The sequence below is a fragment of the Desulfocurvibacter africanus subsp. africanus DSM 2603 genome, assembly GCF_000422545.1.
GTDB lineage: Bacteria > Desulfobacterota > Desulfovibrionia > Desulfovibrionales > Desulfovibrionaceae > Desulfocurvibacter > Desulfocurvibacter africanus.
Map to the genome: position 1 here is coordinate 77,856 of NZ_AULZ01000013.1, position 17,336 is coordinate 95,191.

Genomic DNA, 17,336 nt, shown 5'->3' on the forward strand with positions numbered 1-17,336 from the left:
CGCCGGAACTAGCCGCGATGGCTTGCATTTTACACAACCCTGGCCTATTGCCATGCGTTCCCGGTTTCGCGCCGGATCTGTGGTTTATCGCCATCCGGCCCAGCCAAGGAGCCCGCCCAATGCCGCACAGCTCGCCGAATCCATCACGTTGCCCCACGGTAGGAGTCAAGGTCAAGTTCCTTCACTCCGTCTGGCGGGAGCATGCCCTGGCCTACGCCACGGAGTGCTCGGCCGGCCTGGACCTGCGCGCGTGCATCGACGAGCCCGAGCTGATCATACCGGCCGGTGGCCGCGCGGCCGTGCCTGCGGGCTTGGCCATCGAAATCGAGCAGCCCGGCCTGGCCGGCTTCGTTTTCTCGCGCAGCGGCCTGGGCGCGCGCGACGGACTCTCCGTGGCCCAGGGCGTTGGCGTCATCGACCCGGACTATCGCGGCGAAGTCACGGTCTGGCTGCTGAACACCTCGGGCGAGGAGCGCAGAATCGCGCGCGGCGAGCGCATGGCGCAGCTCCTCTTCCTTCCATACTTCGCCGCGCGCCTGAGCATCGTGGACGAGCTGACGTCGACCCGGCGTGGTTCGGGCGGCTTCGGCCATACTGGAACACTCTGATGGAGGCATGCGCCATGAGCAGCACTTTCGAGACCCTCAAGGCCCGCGACAACGCAGCCGTCTGCTCCACCTACGGCCGCTATCCCTTGGCCGTGGCCAGAGCCAAGGGCAGCCGTCTGTGGGACCTGGACGGTCGCGAGTACGTGGACCTGCTCTCGGGCATCGCCGTGACCAGCTTAGGCCACGGCCACCCCGAGGTGGTGGAGGTCATAAAGGCCCAGGCCGACAAGCTCATTCACGTGAGCAACCTTTTCTACCAGCAGGAGCAGGTGGCCCTGGCCGAGCGGCTGCTGTCCACCTGCACGGCCGGTCGCGTGTTCTTTTGCAACTCTGGGGCCGAAGCCAACGAAGCCGCCTGCAAGCTGGCCCGGCGGGCCATGCGCACGGTGCGCGGACGCGACGCGTACGAAATTGTCACACTCTCGGGCTCCTTTCACGGCCGAACCCTGGCCATGGTCGCGGCCACGGGCCAGGCCAAGTTCAAGCAGGGCTTCGAGCCCATGCCCGGAGGATTCGTCACCGCGCCCTGGGGCGACATTGAAGCCCTGGCGGCCACCATCAACGAGCGCACGGCCGGCGTGCTCGTGGAGATCGTCCAAGGCGAGGGCGGCATCCGACCCATGGCCGCCGAATACGCCCAGGCCGTCCAGCGGCTTTGCCGCGAGCGCGGCGTGCTGTTCATGGTCGATGAGGTGCAGGCGGGCCTGTGCCGCACGGGCCGCTTCTGGGCCCATCAGCACTTCGACCTGACGCCCGACATCTTCACCACGGCCAAGGCCTTGGCCAACGGCCTGCCCATGGGCGCCATGATGGCCTCGTCCGAGATCGCCTGCGGTTTCGTCCCAGGCACCCACGCCACTACCTTCGGCGGCGGCGCGTTGGTGGCGGCCGCGGCCGACAAGGTCGTGGAGATCATGCAGCGCGATCGGCTGGACGAGCGCGCCGCCGAGCTGGGCAGCTACGCCCAGGGCCTGTTCCGCGACATGGCCAAGGCCTGCCCCGGCAAGGTCCGTGAGGTGCGCGGCATGGGGCTGATGATCGGCATCGAGCTGGACTTCCCCGGTGCGGGGATCTGGAAGAGCCTGCTGGATCAGGGTTTCGTGTGCAACCTGACCCAGGACAAGGTGCTCCGGCTTCTGCCGGCCCTGACCATCGACCGTGCCGACCTGGATGCTTTTGCGCAGACCCTGACTGAACTATTGCGTAGCGTTTAAGCTCGCCAAGCGAATAACCGGGAGAGGGCTTTGCCCTCTCCCGAACCCTCACCCACCAGGGCCGACGCGGCCCTGGACCCGCGAATTTTCGGGCCAGCCAGAGGAACCGGCTGGCCCGATCGTTTTTATTCACCCATGATGGTTGATTTGTCGGTGTGCAGCGACAAAGACACGGTCAAGCTCCGGCAGTTGGGAACCACAAGTCTACAACCGCCGGGCCATATCCGCCTTTTGAAGCCGCCTAGGACTTGCCGCGTTTGACCAACAGCAGCGAAAGGTAGGGCGGCTGTTCGGGGCACTGGTCCAGGCCTCGGTGCACGGACTGGCCCGGCAGGCCGCATTGGCTGACCAGCAGGGCCGAATCCTGCGCACCCGTGCGTCGCAGGGCCTGCGTGATGGCCGGGAAGTTGCGGTAAGCTTTGAGAATCACTGCGTTCTCGGCCACTTCCAGGCCGCGCTGCAAATCCTCGGCGTCGCGAATGCCGGACAGGACGATGAAGCTTTCGCCCGACTCGGCCAGGGTTTGCCCGGCCAGGGCTGCGGCGGCCTGGTAGGAGGTCACGCCGGGCACGATCTCCACACGCGCGGCCGGGTCCATTTCGCGCAGGGTGCGCAGCAGGTAGCCGCAGGTGGAGTAGGTCATGGGATCGCCCAGAGTCAGGAAGACTGCATCCTTGCCGGCATTCAGGGCTTCCAGCACCGTGCGGGCGTTGGTTTCCCAGGCTCGCGACAGCACTTCGGCATCGCGAGTCATAGGAAAGTCTAGGCGCACCACGGGCACGCTCGGCTTGAGATGCGCGGCGGCGATGGACAGGGCCAGGGAATGGTCGTTCTTGGGCGAGGCCGCGGCGAAAACCACGTCGGCCGCATTAAGGGCGCGGATGGCCTTGAGAGTTATCAGGTCCGGATCGCCGGGACCAACGCCCACTGCATGGAGAAGGCCTTTGCTTGTGCTCACTTGCTGTCTTTGTTGCTAGATGGTTTGGGGAAACGGTCCGGGTGCAGGAAGGTGGCAAGTTCTTCCACGGCCTGCACACTGCGTGGACCGGGCCGGGAGTATAGGGCCTCGTCCACCATGAGCACGCGGCCGGAACGCACGGCGGCCAGAGTACGGAAATGGCTGCGGCCGGACGGGTGTGGCGGCGCGGGATTCATGGGGCCTTGTTGCACCAGATAGACTTCGGGATTCAGACCGACCAGGACTTCCTCGCTCAGGCGCACGAGCTTTTTGCCCTGCGCTACGACGTTCTCGCCGCCTGCGCGGCGGATGATTTCCGAGACCATGGAATCCTTGCCCGCGGCCAGCAGGTTGGGATAGCGCACCTCGAAAAAAACCGATGGGCGCTGCACGCCTTCCACGGCTTTATCCACTGCCGCCAGTCTGGCCTGGATGCGGGCGGTTTCCTGCCTTGCCGCATCCTCCGCGCCCAGCAGTATGCCAATGCGCTCCATGGCCGTGAAGAGCGAGGCGAAATCGTCGATGACAAAGACCGCCACGGGGATGTCGTGGTTGCGCACTGCCTCCACGGATTGCAGCGCCGCATCGCGGCCAGCAAGCTGCAACACCAGGTCGGGCTTGAGTCCCAGCATCAACTCCATGTTGGGGCGCATGTGCGTGCCAATGGAAGGCCTGGCCAGGGCTTCGGTCGGCCAGTTATCCACATTGGTGCGGGCCACGAGGCGTTCGCCCAAGCCCATGGCCGAAACAATCTCGCCCAGGCCGCTATATAGCGGGATCACTCGCCGCGCCGGCGCTGCCAGCTCCACCCGCTGCCCCAGGTCGTCCACGATGACCGGCCCAGCCCAAGCCGCCGGTGCCGTCAGCAGTACAATGGCCAAGATTAAAGCGAAGAGAATATGCCTCCGGCGGCTGGGGGAGTAACGACTCCCCCAGACCCCCCGATGTGTGGGAGCTGCTTTTCCGCCGAAACGGCGAAAAAGCCGCTCCCACGGGGTGGGGATCAAAACCGTGTGTGCAATCCAGCCCCGAGCCGGTCTGATGCCAGCGGTTCCTCCGCTGGCATCAGACCGGCGAGAAACGTGGGGTCCAGGGGGATCATCCCCCTGGCGGGTGGGGTGCGGGGAGGGCAGCGCCCTCCCTGCATTCTCTTCCCTCTTACTCACCGGGCACCAGGTGCGCCTGGGGCGCGCCGGTGACGGGGTGTGGGGCGACAACGATATTGGTGTCATACAGTTCCCGCAGCAGTTCCGGGCGAAAGACCTCGTGCGTTGGTCCCTCGGCCAGCACGCCGCCGTTTTTCAGCAGGATCAGCCGGTCGCAGTAGAGCGCGGCCAAATTCAGGTCGTGGATGGCCGCCAATACGGTCAGTCCTTGGCGCGCCCTGGCCTTGAGCAGGTCCATGGCCTCCACGGCACGCGCCATGTCCAGGCCGGCCGTGGCCTCGTCCAGAAGCATGAGCGCGGAGCCCTGGGCCAGGGCGCGGGCCAGCAGCACGCGGCGGAATTCACCGCCCGAGAGCTGATCGGCTGGGCGTTGCTCGAAATTTAAAGTCGCGGTCTGAGCCATGGCCGCCAGGGCTGCCTCGCGGTCTTCGGGTCCGTACGTGCCCAGAAAGGACAGGTACGGATAGCGGCCCATGAGCACCACGGACAAACAGGCCAGGGCCTGCGGCGGCTCGGCGGACTGGGGCACGCTGCACACGAGGCGTGCGCGTTGCCTGGATTTCAGGCCGGCCGCGTTGTGGCCGTCGATCTCCAGGCAGCCGTTGTGCAGGGGCAGCACTCCGGCCATGGTCAGCAGCAGCGTGGATTTGCCGCTGCCGTTGGGGCCGAGCAGGCCCGTGACCAATCCCCGATGCACGTGCAGGTCGATGTTGTGCAGCACTGTCCGGCCGCCGGGGCCGGGATAGCCGCATGTGGCGTTCTCCAGGCGGATCATTGCCGCCACTCTTTTGCCCGGCGGCGCAGGAGCAGGGCGAAGAACGGCCCGCCCAGGAGCGCCGTGACCACGCCCACGGGCAGTTCGGCCCCGCCGTGCAGCACGCTGCGCGCCAGGGTGTCGGCCCAGATCAGGGCCAATGCCCCGGCCAGGGCCGAGAAGGCCAGCAGCGGCCGGTGCTCGCCGCCCACGAGCAGGCGCACTACATGCGGCACTACCAGCCCGGCGAAGCCGATAACCCCGGCCACGGAAACCGAGGCTGCGGTGATGAGGCTGGCGGCGGTGAGCAGCAGCGTGCGCGTGCGGGCCGCGTCAACGCCGAGTTGACGAGCCTGGACCTCGCCCAGGGACAGAATGTCCAGTTCGCGGGAGCGCAGGGCGATGAGCGCCGCGCCCAGCAAGAAATAGGGCAGAAACAGGATTAAATGGATCCAGCCGCGCCCTTGGAAGCTGCCCATGATCCAGAACACGATGCTCGTGACCGATTCCTCGTCCAGGGCCTTGAGCAGGGCGATGAGCGCCGAGAGGAAGGTGGAGACCACGATGCCGGCCAGCACCAGGGTTTCGCGGCGCAGCGTCCCGCCCGAACGGCCCAGGAGGATGACGATGGCCAGCGCAGCCAGGCCGCCGGCCAGTCCGGCCAGGGGCAGCAGGCCCATGTCCGAGAAGAAGGGCATGCCCATGAGCGGCAGCCCGGCCGACAGGCCGAGGAAGATGGCCGTGGATGCACCGAAAGCCGCGCCCGTGCTCACGCCCACGGTGAACGGGTCGGCCAGGGGATTTTGCAGGATGCCCTGGAACACCGCGCCGGACACGGCCAGGCCTGCGCCCACGGCAGCGGCCAGCAGCGTGCGGCTGAGGCGCAGGTCCACGACCACCACGCGCGTGGTCTCATCCGTCAGGGGCACGGAACGGAACAGGTCCAACAGAGCCTGCGCCGCCTGGGAAAAGCCGATGTCCAGCGGCCCCACGGCGCAGGCCGCGGGAATGGACAGGACCAACGCCAGGGCCAGGCCCATGAAGGCTCCCCAGCGAAGCGAGAGCCTGGCCCTGGGCGTTGTAAGCGTTTGGCCGCGCAATGTTGGTTTTGCGGCTGAAGCGTCCATGTTCAGTCTGTTATCCATTATCCTTGGGTTCGTCGCGCAGAGCTTTCAGGCTGAGGCCAAGCTGGTCGACCCAGATGTCCACCACGGCGGGGTCCTCGGCCAGACCGCGCATGACGGGCTGGCAAGCGATGCCCTTGGCCTTGAGTTGCGATTTCCAGGAATCCGGCTCGTTGCCGGCGATGTCGTTGCGGGCATGGTCGCCGGCCACGGTCAGGAATGGCACGAGGTAGGCCTTGGCGATCTTGCGCTTGGCGAGGTCGGCCAGGACATCCTGCATGGACGGAGAGCTTTCTATGGTGCCCACGAAGGCGCGCTCCGACTCCTGCTGCAGGTAGTACTGCATGGCCGGGTAGAAGGCCGAGGCCAGATGGTGGGTGCCGTGGCCCACGAGCACCAGGGCCTCGCGGTTGCCAAGGCCGGGCACGGAAGCCAGCACGGCCTTGGCCAGGGCTTGCATGGCCTCGGGACCGGACAGCAGCGGCGGACCGAGCACGATGCGCTCGAAGCTCTTGGGCATGGAGCCGAAGGCCGCGACGATGGCGGTCAGGTCGTTGAACTCCTGCCCGGGGATGACGTGCAGCGACTGCACGGCCACGTGGGTGAAACCGTCGTCGAGCATGCGGCCCAGAGCTCCGGCGGGCGAGGCGTTGCGCAGGCCTTCCTCCGTGGCGACCTTGTGGCGGATCTGGCGGGACGTGTAGGCCCAGCGCAATTCAACGCCTGGGTAGGCGGCCTTGACCTTGGATTCGATGGTTGCATAGGCCTTGCGCGCCTCGGGCACGCTGGTGCCGAAGGTCACGAGCAGGATGCCGATTTTGGGTTCGACATTGGTCTTGCCATGGGCCTGGGCTGGATCGGCCTGGAGGCCGAGGAGCAGGGCCAGGAGGCAGATGGATAGGAATGCTGAGAGACGTTGATGGATGCGCATGGGTCCTCCTTCGATGAGGAGGGGGCGTGAGATGGAAAAGACCCTGTGCCGCCAAATGCGGAAGGGCCTTCGCATGTGCGGACCTCGGCAAAGCCCCCGTTGCCGTTGATCCCTTTACCTTGGGCCGTTTCGCGGTTGGTCTTCTGGCTCGCCCCACCTTGGGCCGCCTTCCCGCCCGCAGGCAGTGGCATGGTTGACCCAAGGCATGATCGTGGAGGTCAGGTGATCAGGGCTTACAGCGGCGGGACCGCTCCGGACTCGCACCGGATTCCCAATTAAGCGCATGGCGCGCCGCGAATAAGTTCCGGCTATACTGCCTCAGTCTTAACCGGTCAAGGCGCGGCATCGCTTGCCTTTTGCCGTGCGCGTCTCTAAAAGGCCTCCATGCGCTACTGCATAACCGACGAAAGATTGGCCCGCATCCGCCAGGTGCTGGCCAGGCGGCAGAAGGGATTGACGCTGGTCATCGACAATGTGCACGACCCGCACAACGTCTCGGCCATATTGCGCAGCTGCGACGCCTTCGGCGTGCCGAGCGTGCACCTGTATTACACCACGAGCGCCTTCCCAGTCCTGGGCCAGAAGTCTTCGGCCTCGGCGCGTAAGTGGGTCATGCGCACGCGCCACTCCGATGCGACCTCGATGTACAGGGGGCTCAAGGACCAGAACTTCCAGGTCCTGGCCACGGGCTTCAGCGAGCGGGCCAAGCCGCTTACGGCCTGGGACTTGAGCGCGCCGACGGCGGTCATCCTGGGCAACGAGCACAACGGAGCGAGCCCCGAGCTCGCGCAGGTGGCCGACGGCGAAATCTATATTCCCATGATGGGCATGGTGCAGAGTCTGAACGTCTCTGTGGCCGCGGCGATCATCCTGTACGAGGCCTGGCGTCAGCGCTGGGCCAAGGGCATGTACGACAAGGCCAGCCTGAGCCCCGAGGAGCTTGCGCTCCTGGAAAAGGATTGGGTCAGCCGCTAGGCTTGTTTACCCGAGCCCATGCCCACGGGGCAGTTGGCCAAGGTTTCGAGGCCTGGCATTCCCGCCGGAACTCATGGACCGGAAATCATCGTGCACGGACAGTCCGGCTGGCGAAAGTCCGGGCGAACGCAAAGCCTGCCTCGGGCATGTCTCCGGCGATCCAGGAACAACGCATGACCAGCTTTCACGCAGCGATTGAAGCCATCAAGCGGGGCGGAGTGGTGATCTATCCCACCGAGACCTTGTACGGGCTGGGGGGCAGCGCCTTCCTGCCCGAGGCTGCCGCGCGCGTGTGCCGGCTCAAGGGCCGGCCCGAGGGCAAACCACTGCCGCTGGTGGTGGGCTCGCGGGAGCAGGTCGGCCTGGTCACTGAACTGGAGGACTCCGACTTCGCGCGTCTGGCGGACCTCTTCTGGCCCGGCCCCTTGTCCATCATCGTGCCGGCGCGCCGGGACCTGGCTCCGCAGGTGAAGGATGCAGAAGGGCTGACCTCCCTGCGCTGGACCGCCCATGCCACGGCCGCGGCTCTTTGTTTGGAGTCGGGCGCGCCGCTCATCGCCACCAGCGCCAACCTGAGTGGCCGGCCGGCGGCTGCCAGGCCGGAGGATCTTGATCCGGCCTTGCTGGCGGAGGTGGATGCCGCCGTGCTTGAGCACCCCTGGCCTTCGGGCGGGGCGGCTTCCACGGTGGTGCGCCTGCTGGGATGCTGCCGGTTGGAGGTCTTGCGTATCGGGGCAGTGCCCGAGCAGGCCCTGGAGCAGGCAGGCTTCCGGCTGCGCGGGCCAGGCGAGTAAAAAGAATTGTACCGGCTCGAAGCCCTGGTTCGGACTTTGCGCTTTTGGGGTTTAAATATTTGAACCAATCTGGCCGGAATATCTGGCCGTTCCGGGCATAGTATCGATCAAAAGGGTCACTGATTCAGCCTACTACGCAGAAACCAACCTGCGGTACGAAGTTTGGCCCGCGAGTTGCTAGAAGGGAATCAGTCATCCTTCCTTTTTTTGCGGAAGCCGGCTCCATGGGGATGGTCCCCATGGAGCCGGTTTCATTTTTAGGGACCTGCAATCGGTCAATGCCCCTATCTCTGGCTGGATCTCCGGTAAGACTGGCGGCGTTTCCGCCAGCCGCCTCTCCAAAGGACAGGCCCTCTGGTCCAAGGGTCGGCAGCATTCTCATTCCCACAAGCCTCTAAAGCATTTTGCATTTCAGACGCTCCCTTCGGCGTTGACGGCGGAATTACATTCCGCCTACGCCTGCGGGGCGACAAGCCATGCCGACGCATGGCTTGCAGAGCATTTCAAAAGCAAAATGCTCTAAAGAGAATCCTCCACGGCGTGCATGACCATATCCACGCTGATCGCCCGCAGGCAGATGGGGTCCTGGCAGCGCAGGTCGTGGGTCGTCAGGGTGCACGGACGGCAGGGGGCCAGATCGGACGGTGCGGCCAGGGCCGTGATGCCCTCGGGAGCCCACATGGTGCGCGAGGTCGGCCCGAACACGGCCACGCCAGGCACGCCGAGCCTGCCTGCCAGGTGCATGGGGCCGCAGTCGTTGCCGATCGCCACTCGGGTCGAGAGCAGCAAATCTTGCAGATGAAGCGGGTCTTCAAGCCGCACGGAGGGTTTGCCGTCCGTATCGAGACCCCGCTCGACTTCGGCCGGGCCGAGCACGAACAAGGGGGATAAGCCCAGCTCTTCCAGCCTGTGAGCCAGTTCAAGAAATTTGACCAGCGGCCATTGCTTTAGCCTGTGTCCGGCTCCGGAAAAGAGCAGGGCCAGGCGTTTCGCTCCCGGTCCATCCCAGGCGGGCAAGGCCTGCCGCCAGCCATTTTTCCAGCCTTCCGCCCGGCGTATTCCCTTTCCTTCCAATTGCAGGCTATAGCTTTGGCAAACGGAGACGGTTGCTGCTTGCACGTCGACCGAGCGCAGGCCTTGCAGATACCAGAGCCTTTCGTCCTGCATCGGCGCGGTAGCTGCCAGGCCGAACCAGGCGACAAGGCTGCGCTCCAGGGCCGCTGGCCATGGTCCGCCCGGATGCAGGGATTCCACGGCGGCGGCGAGAGGGGCTGGGCAAGGCTGGATACCGAGCGGCGCAAGCCAGGGCAGCCGATCGGATCGGCCATGCCAGTACGCCGGCTGATGCGGCAGGCCCAGGCGGAGTTGCCGCAGGGCGGGCCAAGCCAGGAAAAAATCTCCGAGCGCTCCGCGATGAACGATTATGATGTTGTCATGCTTATGCATTTATCCTAATGAGGTAGCGTAATGTTTTATGTGAAGGTTGAGCGATGCCATGTGGATGGTAACGGCGCAAGGCATGCGCGAATATGGCTGTGCGCACCGCGCTGCCGACGGTGGTTGGCTGAAAAAGTTTAGGATCGGCTTGAAACGAGGTCAAGCCGCGCCAGATTGGTGCGGTAGGAGAGTATTTCATGTCTTATCGTAATCCGACACCCACGGTGGACATCATAATCATGATCCCTGGTCGCGGCGTGGTCCTGGTCAAGCGCCGCAACGAACCGCATGGATGGGCGCTGCCGGGGGGCTTCATCGACTATGGCGAAACCGCGGAGCAGGCGGCCGTGCGCGAAGCCAGGGAAGAAACCGGCCTGCGCGTTGAGCTGACGGGCCTTTTCGGCGTCTACTCCGACCCGGCGAGGGATCCCAGGCTGCACACCATCTCCACCGTGTTCACCGCCGTTGCCGTCGATCCGACGGAGCTCAAGGCCGGGGATGACGCGGCAGGCGTCGAGGTATTCGCGCCGGGCAAATGGCCCGAGCCCATGGTCTTCGATCACGCCAGGATCCTCGACGACTACCTGCAAACGCTACGGCGGCTGGCCATTCGATGATCCGTACCTCAAGCAAGGATTGCAACGCCCGCAAGGGATTGTGAGGTTACATGGCCACGGCAACCCAGGTGCTCTTTGTCACCTCGGAGATATACCCATTCTCAAAGACCGGCGGCCTGGCCGACGTGCTCGGCTCCCTGCCGCTGGCCATTCGCGACCGGGGCATTCCCGCGGCCGTCATTACGCCGTTCTACGGCCGGCTGCGCACCGGCAACTATCAGCTCCGCCTGGTTTCGGACGACTGCCCCGTGGGTTATCCGTGGCCGTCCACCACGGCCGAGATCTACCAAGCCGACTATGAGGGCGTGCCGGTCTACTTCGTCTCCCGGGGCGAGTATTTCGACCGTCGCTACTATTACAACACTCATGCCGGCGACTACTTCGACAACTGCGAGCGCTTCAACTTCTTCTGCCGTGCCGCCTTGTCGTGGATTCGCCGCCAGGGCGAGGCGCCCAAGATCATCCACTGCAACGACTGGCAGAGCGGACTGGTGCCGGCTTACCTGGAATTCATGCGCCGCAACGATCCGTACTGGCGCGAGACCCGCACGGTCATGACCATTCACAACCTGGCCTTCCAGGGTCGCTTCTCCTCGCGTCTGTTCTGGGAGTCCGGCCTGCCCCACGAGGCCTGGCACATGGACGGCGTGGAGTATTACGGCGACTTTTCGCTGCTCAAGGCCGGCATCGCCTACTCGGACATGATCACCACGGTTTCGCCCAGCTATGCCCGCGAGATCCTGGGCTGCGACTTCGGCTGCGGGCTGGAGGGCATCCTGAGCGCCCGTTCGTATCGGTTGCGCGGCATCCTTAACGGAGCGGACTATGGCGTGTGGGACCCGCGCGACGACAAGTTCCTGCCTTGCGCATACGGACACGAGGAGTTGAGCGGCAAGCACCGCTGCAAGCAGATGCTCCTGCGCGAGTTTTGCCTCTCAGACATGCTCGAGGACAGGCCTCTTTTGGGCTTCATCGGCCGTCTGCGCGACCAGAAAGGCATCGACCTGCTCATCGAGATCATGTCGCGGATCATGGACATGGGCGTTGGCGTTATCGTCCTGGGCGAGGGCGACCTGAGCTACGAGGCCCGGCTTTTGGAGCTCATGGAGGAATACCCCGGACGGCTCGCGGTGCAGGTCGGCTACACCGAGGACTTGGCGCACCGCATCCAGGCCGGCGCGGACATTTTCCTAATGCCCTCGCGTTACGAACCTTGCGGCCTGACCCAGATGTACGCCCTGCGCTATGGCACTCCGCCCGTTGCCACGGCCGTGGGCGGCTTGCGCGACACGATCGTGCCCCATCCCGATCCACGGTCCACGGGCTTCACCTTCGAGCGATCCGAGCCCGGGCAATTCCTGGAAGCCATCCAGCGGGCAGTGAGCCTGTTTCAGGATCAGGGGCAATGGCAAGCCATGGTCATGCGGGCCATGCAGGAGAATTTCACCTGGGACAAGGCTGCGGAGAAGTACCTGGAGGTCTACCGGGAAGCGGGAGCACGTGTGCAGCCCGATCCGACTTTGATCCAGGCCTGATCTTGATCTGATGCGCCCCGGTGTCTGCCTGACCTGCGACGCTTGCGTACCTGTGACAAAGTTCGTATATGATTGATTATAGATATAGACGCTCTCCGGCGCGGAACCACCGCACCGACGCGTAAGTTGCGCAACGCCCATGACGCCGTCCCTGGAGTCGGCGGGAATTCGGAGACATCACATGGCACTGAAGAAAAAATATTTGAAGACAAAACCCCTGTGCAAGGTAAGCTTCTCCCTGCCCAAGGAGGTGACGAACGGTGTCGACACGGTGCAACTCGTGGGCGACTTCAATGACTGGGACCGTTCCGCCACACCCATGAAGCGCTCCAAGGCCGGCGAGTACAGTGTGACCATCGATCTCGAAGCCGGCAGGGATTACCAGTATCGCTATCTGCTCGGCGAGAGCGACTGGCGCAACGACCCGGCGGCTGACAGGTATGAGTACAACGCCTTCGCAGGCAGCGAGAATTCCGTGGTTTCGGTTTAGAGCATTTTGCTTTTGAAAATGCTCTGCAAGCCATGCGTCGGCATGGCTTGTCGCCCCGCAGGCGTAGGCGGAATGTAATTCCGCCGTCAACGCCGAAGGGAGCGTCTGAAATACAAAATGCTTTAGAAGACCGCTGCAAAACGAGTAGGTGGGCAGGAAGGCCTGTTTTGGGTGAGCGCAAAGCAACCCTGGGCAGAGCGGGTCAGCTTGCTCAAACATTGCCAAGTTTATAATGCAGGGCGGGCTTCTTTAGCTTTCGATTGTGGGATACTAAAACATTGCGCCAGGACGAATCCGCGATCGGGCCTGGTTTCTTCATATTGCGCGCGGTCAGAAGAAAAGCGCAGGCACTAATCCATGCAGTATTGCAGCACGGAACCGGCATACATCCCGCCTTTCGACCTGTATCTTTTCGGCCGCGGCGAGCATTGGGACATATACCGCCTTCTTGGTGCGCATCCCGCCGGGGGAAGCGAGGCCGAAGCCAGCGAGCAAGGCTATCCCAAGGGCTGGAGTTTCGCGGTCTGGGCGCCCAACGCGCGCGCGGTTAGCGTGGTCGGCGACTTCAACTGCTGGCAGCCCGGTGTATCGCCTCTGTACCCGGTGGCCGACTCGGGCATCTGGGCGGGAGTCATCGCCGGCCTGAACAAAGGCGCTTTCTACAAACTCGCAGTGGAACAGGCCTGCGGCGGCGTCGTTTTCAAGACAGACCCTTACGCCTTATACGCCGAGCGCCGGCCGGGCAACGCGGCTATCCTCTGGCACCTGGACGAATATGTTTGGGGCGACGGCGAGTGGATGGCCCGCCGCCGCGAGCAAGGATTGCCCTTCAACAGGCCAGTGAGCATCTACGAGGTCCACGCCGGCTCCTGGCGCGTAAACGGCGGCGGCTACGGCAACTTCCTGACCTACCGCGAACTGGCCGACAAGCTCATCCCCTACGTGCGCGACCTGGGTTTCACGCATATCGAGTTCATGCCCCTGGCCGAGCATCCCCTGGACCAGTCCTGGGGCTACCAGACCAGCCACTATTTCGCGCCCACTTCGCGCTACGGCACGCCCGAGGATCTGCGCTACTTCGTGGACCAATGCCACCAGGCCGGCATCGGCGTCATCCTCGACTGGGTGCCGGGCCATTTCCCCAAGGACGAATGGTGCCTGGGCCGCTTCGACGGCACGGCCCTTTTCGAACATGAAGATTGGCGACGGGGCGAGCACCCGGACTGGGGCACCTACATCTTCAATTACGGTCGCCACGAGGTGCGCAACTTCCTCTTCGCCAATGCGCTCTACTGGCTCAAGGAGTTTCACTTCGACGGCCTGCGCATCGATGCCGTGGCCTCCATGCTCTACCTGGACTACTCGCGACAGGAAGGCGAGTGGCTGCCCAACGAACAGGGCGGCAAGGAGAACCTCGAAGCCATCGGCTTCCTGCGTGAGCTGAACCGCGTGGTGCACGAGCACTACCCCGGCGCCATCATGGTCGCCGAGGAGTCCACGGCTTGGCCGGGCGTCTCCCGTCCACTCTATACCGGCGGCCTGGGCTTCACTTTCAAGTGGAATATGGGCTGGATGCACGACAGCCTGGAATATATCTCCAAGGAGCCGATTCACCGCGCTCATCATCACAATAACCTGACCTTCTCCATGCTCTATGCCTTCTCGGAAAACTTCGTGCTGCCCATCTCCCATGACGAGGTGGTGCACGGCAAAAAGGCCCTGCTGGCCAAGATGCCTGGCGACTACTGGCAGCAGTTCGCCAATCAGCGAGCCTTTTTCGCCTACCAGTGGGCCCACCCTGGCAAGAAGCTCCTGTTCATGGGTGCGGAGTTCGGCCAATGGAACGAGTGGAGCAGCGAGCGCCAGCTCGAATGGGAGGTCACGGGCTATCCGCCCCACCAGGGGCTCATGGCCCTGGTGCGTGACCTGAATGCGCTTTTGCGCGCCGAGCCGGCCATGCATGAGGCCGACCACGACTGGCCCGGTTTCGAGTGGGTGGATTTCGCGGACTACGAGAATTCGGTCATCAGCTTCCTGCGCAAGGACAGCCGGGGCGAACCCATTTTGTGGGTCTTCAACTTCACGCCGGTGGTGCGTGGGGGTTACCGCATCGGCTGCCCCATGGCCGGCTGGTGGCGCGAAATACTCAATACCGACGCAGCCTGCTACGGCGGTTCCAATGTCGGCAACGGAGGCGGAGCCATGGCGCTGGACGTGCGCCGCGAACCTTGGCCCGCCACTCTGGAGCTGGTCCTGCCGCCCTTGGCTGCCGTGGCCTTCAAGCCTGCCTGATAAAGCGTGAAGAGAAGCGCGGCCTGGTTTGGTGGCGCTTCTCTTCACGGCTTGTGTCCGCAAGACAGGGCTTTTCTGGTTCCGATCCGCTTAAGGCAGATTGCTTATAAGACGCCCGCTCCGGCGTTGACGGCGCAAGTAAATTGCGCCTACGCCTACGCGGCGGCAAGCCATGCCGACGCATGGCTTGCAGAGCATTCTCAAAAGCAAAATGCTCTAAGAAATCAATAAGATTATCCGCGTCAGTCCTGATGTGGGCGTGCATGGTGTCGCCCTGTCCGGCTGCGGAAACGAAGGTATTTAAATGGTGAAACCCCTGCTCGTAACGCTCGGCGATCCCGGAGGCCTGGGCCCGGAGCTGGCCTGTCGCCTTTTCGCGCAACAGCCGCCCCTGAACAGGCCCGTCGTGCTCATCGGTCAGGAGTCCTCCCTGGCGGATATGGCCCGGCGTTTCGCTCCGGATTTGAGTTGGGAGCGTCTGGACGAGAGCGTCACGAGGCATAATGAAAACGCGGCTAATGCGTCCGAATATAACCTTGCGCCTGGGCTCTATCTCCTAGAGCCTGAGGGTGTCGGGGACATCAGCGTTCCGCTGGGCCGAGGCTCTGCCGAAGGCGGCCTCGTCGCGGGCCACAGCCTGGATCTGGCCTGCGACCTGCTGCTCTCCGGATGGTCGGGAATCCTGGTGACCTGTCCGCTCAACAAGGCCATGTTGCAGGACGCGGGCTTCGACTTTCCCGGTCACACCGAATTCCTGGCACGTCGGGCCGGGCTTGGGCCGGACGAGGTCACCATGCACCTGTGCGGACCCAAGCTGCGCGTGAGCCTGGTCACCACGCACCCGCCGCTCAAGGATGTGCCTGGGCTCATAACGCGCGAGAGCGTACTGCGCGCCCTGCGCCATACGTGCGATTTTACGCGACGGCTCGGCCTTTCCGCACCGGTTGCCGTGTGCGGCCTCAATCCGCATGCCGGCGAGTGGGGCCACATCGGCCGCGAGGAGATCGACACCATCACCCCGGCCATCGAGGAGGCCAAAGCGCAAGGCTTTGCCGCGGAGGGCCCATTCCCTGCCGACACGGTTTTCCATCGGGCCGTGCGCGGCGATTTCTCGGCAGTGCTGGCCATGTACCACGACCAAGGCCTGGGGCCGCTCAAGCTGATACACTTCGGCGAGGCGGTCAACGTGACGCTGGGCCTGCCCTTTGTGCGCACCTCCGTGGACCACGGCACAGGCTACGACATCGCCGGCCAGGGCATCGCGGACCTCGGCAGCCTGCGTGCGGCCATAGAACTGGCGGAGCGGCTGGGTTGAACGGGACGGTTCAGCTGGAGAAGTAGCGCTTGCGTCGGCTCTGGTAGAGCAGTTCAGGCAGCACGGCGGCCTTGAAGCCCGCCCCGGGCGAGTCGAGGGAGAAGGCGCGTTGGCGGGTGATCAGATCGGGATTCTGGGCCAAGCGGTTGTAGACGTGGGTGTACTGCACTGCCAGGAGATCGTCTCGCCAGTAGGTTTCGACCCAGGTGCGCGCGGCCTTGCCCAAAGCCACGGTTTCGGCCGGATGCTCCACGAGATAGTGCAGCACCTCCACGGCGTCTTCCAGGCGCACATTGAGGAACGGGCTTTCCGCTGCGCCCGATATCTCACGCAGAACGAAGTCGGTGCGTGCGTCCAGGTAGCAAAGCACCGGCTTGCCCAGGCAGACGCCTTCCAATCCCGAAAGATGAAAGCTGCCGTTGACCAGGTCGTCGAGGATGATGCGCGCATGGCGCTTGATGTGCAGCACCTCGCTCAGAGGCATGCCGTTGACCGTGCGGGCCGAGCAGCCCGTCAGCTCCATTACTCGGTCCATGACGGCCATGGTTTCGGGCGCGCCCTTGGTGTTCCAGCGGTCTTCCCAGGCGCTGGTAAGCTTGGACGGCGCAAAGGCGATGTCCAACGTGGGCTCGCCGTCGCGCTCCGGCACGAGCGGGGAGTATTCGAGCTGATTGTGGGGCAGGATGTTGGGCACCACCCGCGCCTTGGGATAGAAGCGCTCGGGGTATTGGGAGATGACCAGGGTAGGCGCTTCGTCGAAGGCGACGATCTCCTCGGGCCGCTTGCCCATGTGCTTGGCGACGATCTGAGGCGTGGAATGGTACTGGCGGACGAAGAGCGCGCCCTTGCGCCGCAGGTCGCGGAAATCTATGGGCGCGAAATCGCGGCTGTCCAGATCGAGGTAGTTGTGCAGGTGGATGATGTCCGCCTTGCGCGCGACCTCAATGGCTTCTTCCTGCTGCTCGGAGAAGATGATGTCGTACTCGAACCAGCCATGCTCGGTTCTGGGGTCGTAGCGCTTAAGGTCAATCAGCCGGACATCGTGCACTGTATGCTTCTGGAGCGTGGAAGCCAGCCTATGGGGCGCGCCGGCCAGGGAATTCTTGGAGAAATGCACGATGTTCAT

Annotated in this window: 16 protein-coding genes and 1 riboswitch; of the genes, 9 read left to right on the forward strand and 7 right to left on the reverse strand. The window is 64.1% G+C overall.

The window, feature by feature from the left end; translation table 11 throughout:
• The first annotated feature begins 119 nt into the window (after positions 1-119).
• Positions 120-608 (forward strand): dUTP diphosphatase, encoded by a 489-nt coding sequence (dut, locus tag H585_RS0110240; protein ID WP_027367752.1) that lies wholly within the window; start codon positions 120-122, stop codon positions 606-608.
• A gap of 14 nt (positions 609-622) precedes the next feature.
• Complete coding sequence (locus H585_RS0110245) at positions 623-1,822, forward strand: aspartate aminotransferase family protein (RefSeq protein ID WP_027367753.1); 1,200 nt, start codon at positions 623-625, stop codon at positions 1,820-1,822.
• A gap of 241 nt (positions 1,823-2,063) precedes the next feature.
• On the opposite strand, the gene cobI is transcribed toward H585_RS0110245, so the two are convergent.
• The 5 genes from cobI to H585_RS0110270 form a co-directional block, all read right to left on the reverse strand.
• The gene (gene cobI, locus H585_RS0110250) at positions 2,064-2,780 is read right to left on the reverse strand and encodes a precorrin-2 C(20)-methyltransferase (RefSeq protein WP_027367754.1); all 717 of its coding nucleotides are present in this window, start codon (positions 2,778-2,780) and stop codon (positions 2,064-2,066) included.
• Positions 2,777-3,661: an ABC transporter substrate-binding protein gene (locus H585_RS0110255; RefSeq protein WP_027367755.1), complete on the reverse strand. Its 885-nt coding sequence runs from the start codon at positions 3,659-3,661 to the stop codon at positions 2,777-2,779. Before H585_RS0110255 ends, cobI begins: the two co-directional genes overlap by 4 nt.
• Positions 3,662-3,938: 277 nt before the next feature.
• The gene (locus H585_RS0110260; protein ID WP_027367756.1) at positions 3,939-4,721 is read right to left on the reverse strand and encodes an ABC transporter ATP-binding protein; all 783 of its coding nucleotides are present in this window, start codon (positions 4,719-4,721) and stop codon (positions 3,939-3,941) included.
• On the reverse strand, positions 4,718-5,740 hold the full coding sequence (locus H585_RS0110265; protein ID WP_027367757.1) for a FecCD family ABC transporter permease: 1,023 nt from the start codon (positions 5,738-5,740) through the stop codon (positions 4,718-4,720). Before H585_RS0110265 ends, H585_RS0110260 begins: the two co-directional genes overlap by 4 nt.
• A 97-nt stretch (positions 5,741-5,837) precedes the next feature.
• Positions 5,838-6,755 carry a sirohydrochlorin cobaltochelatase gene (locus tag H585_RS0110270; RefSeq protein ID WP_027367758.1) on the reverse strand — a complete coding sequence of 306 codons (918 nt, stop codon included), beginning with the start codon at positions 6,753-6,755 and terminating at the stop codon, positions 5,838-5,840.
• A 116-nt stretch (positions 6,756-6,871) separates the two neighbouring features.
• Positions 6,872-7,066, reverse strand: a riboswitch (cobalamin riboswitch).
• A gap of 73 nt (positions 7,067-7,139) precedes the next feature.
• Between H585_RS0110270 and H585_RS0110275 the strand changes: the two genes are divergently transcribed.
• Both H585_RS0110275 and H585_RS0110280 read left to right on the forward strand, forming a co-directional pair.
• Positions 7,140-7,730, forward strand: a complete 591-nt coding sequence (locus H585_RS0110275; RefSeq protein WP_014258378.1) for a TrmH family RNA methyltransferase — start codon at positions 7,140-7,142, stop codon at positions 7,728-7,730.
• 173 nt (positions 7,731-7,903) lie between these two features.
• On the forward strand, positions 7,904-8,524 hold the full coding sequence (locus tag H585_RS0110280) for an L-threonylcarbamoyladenylate synthase (RefSeq protein WP_027367759.1): 621 nt from the start codon (positions 7,904-7,906) through the stop codon (positions 8,522-8,524).
• 519 nt (positions 8,525-9,043) lie between these two features.
• On the opposite strand, the gene H585_RS0110285 is transcribed toward H585_RS0110280, so the two are convergent.
• Positions 9,044-9,970: a glycosyltransferase family 9 protein gene (locus H585_RS0110285; RefSeq protein ID WP_027367760.1), complete on the reverse strand. Its 927-nt coding sequence runs from the start codon at positions 9,968-9,970 to the stop codon at positions 9,044-9,046.
• A 188-nt stretch (positions 9,971-10,158) separates the two neighbouring features.
• On the opposite strand from H585_RS0110285, the gene H585_RS0110290 reads away from it, so the two are divergent.
• The 5 genes from H585_RS0110290 (at position 10,159) to pdxA (ending at position 16,210) form a co-directional block, all read left to right on the forward strand.
• Entirely contained in the window at positions 10,159-10,578 is a 420-nt protein-coding gene (locus H585_RS0110290; protein WP_051183080.1) for an NUDIX domain-containing protein, read from the forward strand.
• Positions 10,579-10,628: 50 nt separating this feature from the next.
• Positions 10,629-12,113, forward strand: a complete 1,485-nt coding sequence (glgA, locus tag H585_RS0110295; RefSeq protein WP_027367762.1) for a glycogen synthase GlgA — start codon at positions 10,629-10,631, stop codon at positions 12,111-12,113.
• A 181-nt stretch (positions 12,114-12,294) separates the two neighbouring features.
• Entirely contained in the window at positions 12,295-12,603 is a 309-nt protein-coding gene (locus H585_RS0110300) for an isoamylase early set domain-containing protein (protein WP_005987243.1), read from the forward strand.
• 357 nt (positions 12,604-12,960) lie between these two features.
• The gene (glgB, locus tag H585_RS0110305; protein ID WP_014258372.1) at positions 12,961-14,895 is read left to right on the forward strand and encodes a 1,4-alpha-glucan branching protein GlgB; all 1,935 of its coding nucleotides are present in this window, start codon (positions 12,961-12,963) and stop codon (positions 14,893-14,895) included.
• A gap of 304 nt (positions 14,896-15,199) precedes the next feature.
• On the forward strand, positions 15,200-16,210 hold the full coding sequence (gene pdxA / locus H585_RS0110310) for a 4-hydroxythreonine-4-phosphate dehydrogenase PdxA (RefSeq protein ID WP_027367763.1): 1,011 nt from the start codon (positions 15,200-15,202) through the stop codon (positions 16,208-16,210).
• A gap of 10 nt (positions 16,211-16,220) precedes the next feature.
• Here pdxA and H585_RS21330 read toward each other — a convergent pair whose 3' ends face one another.
• On the reverse strand, positions 16,221-17,336 hold the full coding sequence (locus H585_RS21330) for a glycosyltransferase (protein WP_034627800.1): 1,116 nt from the start codon (positions 17,334-17,336) through the stop codon (positions 16,221-16,223).

Bases quoted from the DNA above. Each gene is read 5' to 3' on its own strand.
- H585_RS0110290 (WP_051183080.1), top strand. From the start codon at position 10,159: ATGTCTTATCGTAATCCGACACCCACGGTGGACATCATAATCATGATC.
- H585_RS0110280 (WP_027367759.1), top strand. From the start codon at position 7,904: ATGACCAGCTTTCACGCAGCGATTGAAGCCATCAAGCGGGGCGGAGTG.
- glgA (WP_027367762.1), top strand. From the start codon at position 10,629: ATGGCCACGGCAACCCAGGTGCTCTTTGTCACCTCGGAGATATACCCA.
- pdxA (WP_027367763.1), top strand. From the start codon at position 15,200: ATGGTGAAACCCCTGCTCGTAACGCTCGGCGATCCCGGAGGCCTGGGC.
- glgB (WP_014258372.1), top strand. From the start codon at position 12,961: ATGCAGTATTGCAGCACGGAACCGGCATACATCCCGCCTTTCGACCTG.
- dut (WP_027367752.1), top strand. From the start codon at position 120: ATGCCGCACAGCTCGCCGAATCCATCACGTTGCCCCACGGTAGGAGTC.
- H585_RS21330 (WP_034627800.1), bottom strand. From the start codon at position 17,336: ATGAACATCGTGCATTTCTCCAAGAATTCCCTGGCCGGCGCGCCCCAT.
- H585_RS0110260 (WP_027367756.1), bottom strand. From the start codon at position 4,721: ATGATCCGCCTGGAGAACGCCACATGCGGCTATCCCGGCCCCGGCGGC.
- H585_RS0110275 (WP_014258378.1), top strand. From the start codon at position 7,140: ATGCGCTACTGCATAACCGACGAAAGATTGGCCCGCATCCGCCAGGTG.
- H585_RS0110245 (WP_027367753.1), top strand. From the start codon at position 623: ATGAGCAGCACTTTCGAGACCCTCAAGGCCCGCGACAACGCAGCCGTC.
- H585_RS0110270 (WP_027367758.1), bottom strand. From the start codon at position 6,755: ATGCGCATCCATCAACGTCTCTCAGCATTCCTATCCATCTGCCTCCTG.
- H585_RS0110300 (WP_005987243.1), top strand. From the start codon at position 12,295: ATGGCACTGAAGAAAAAATATTTGAAGACAAAACCCCTGTGCAAGGTA.
- H585_RS0110285 (WP_027367760.1), bottom strand. From the start codon at position 9,970: ATGCATAAGCATGACAACATCATAATCGTTCATCGCGGAGCGCTCGGA.
- H585_RS0110265 (WP_027367757.1), bottom strand. From the start codon at position 5,740: ATGGGCCTGGCCCTGGCGTTGGTCCTGTCCATTCCCGCGGCCTGCGCC.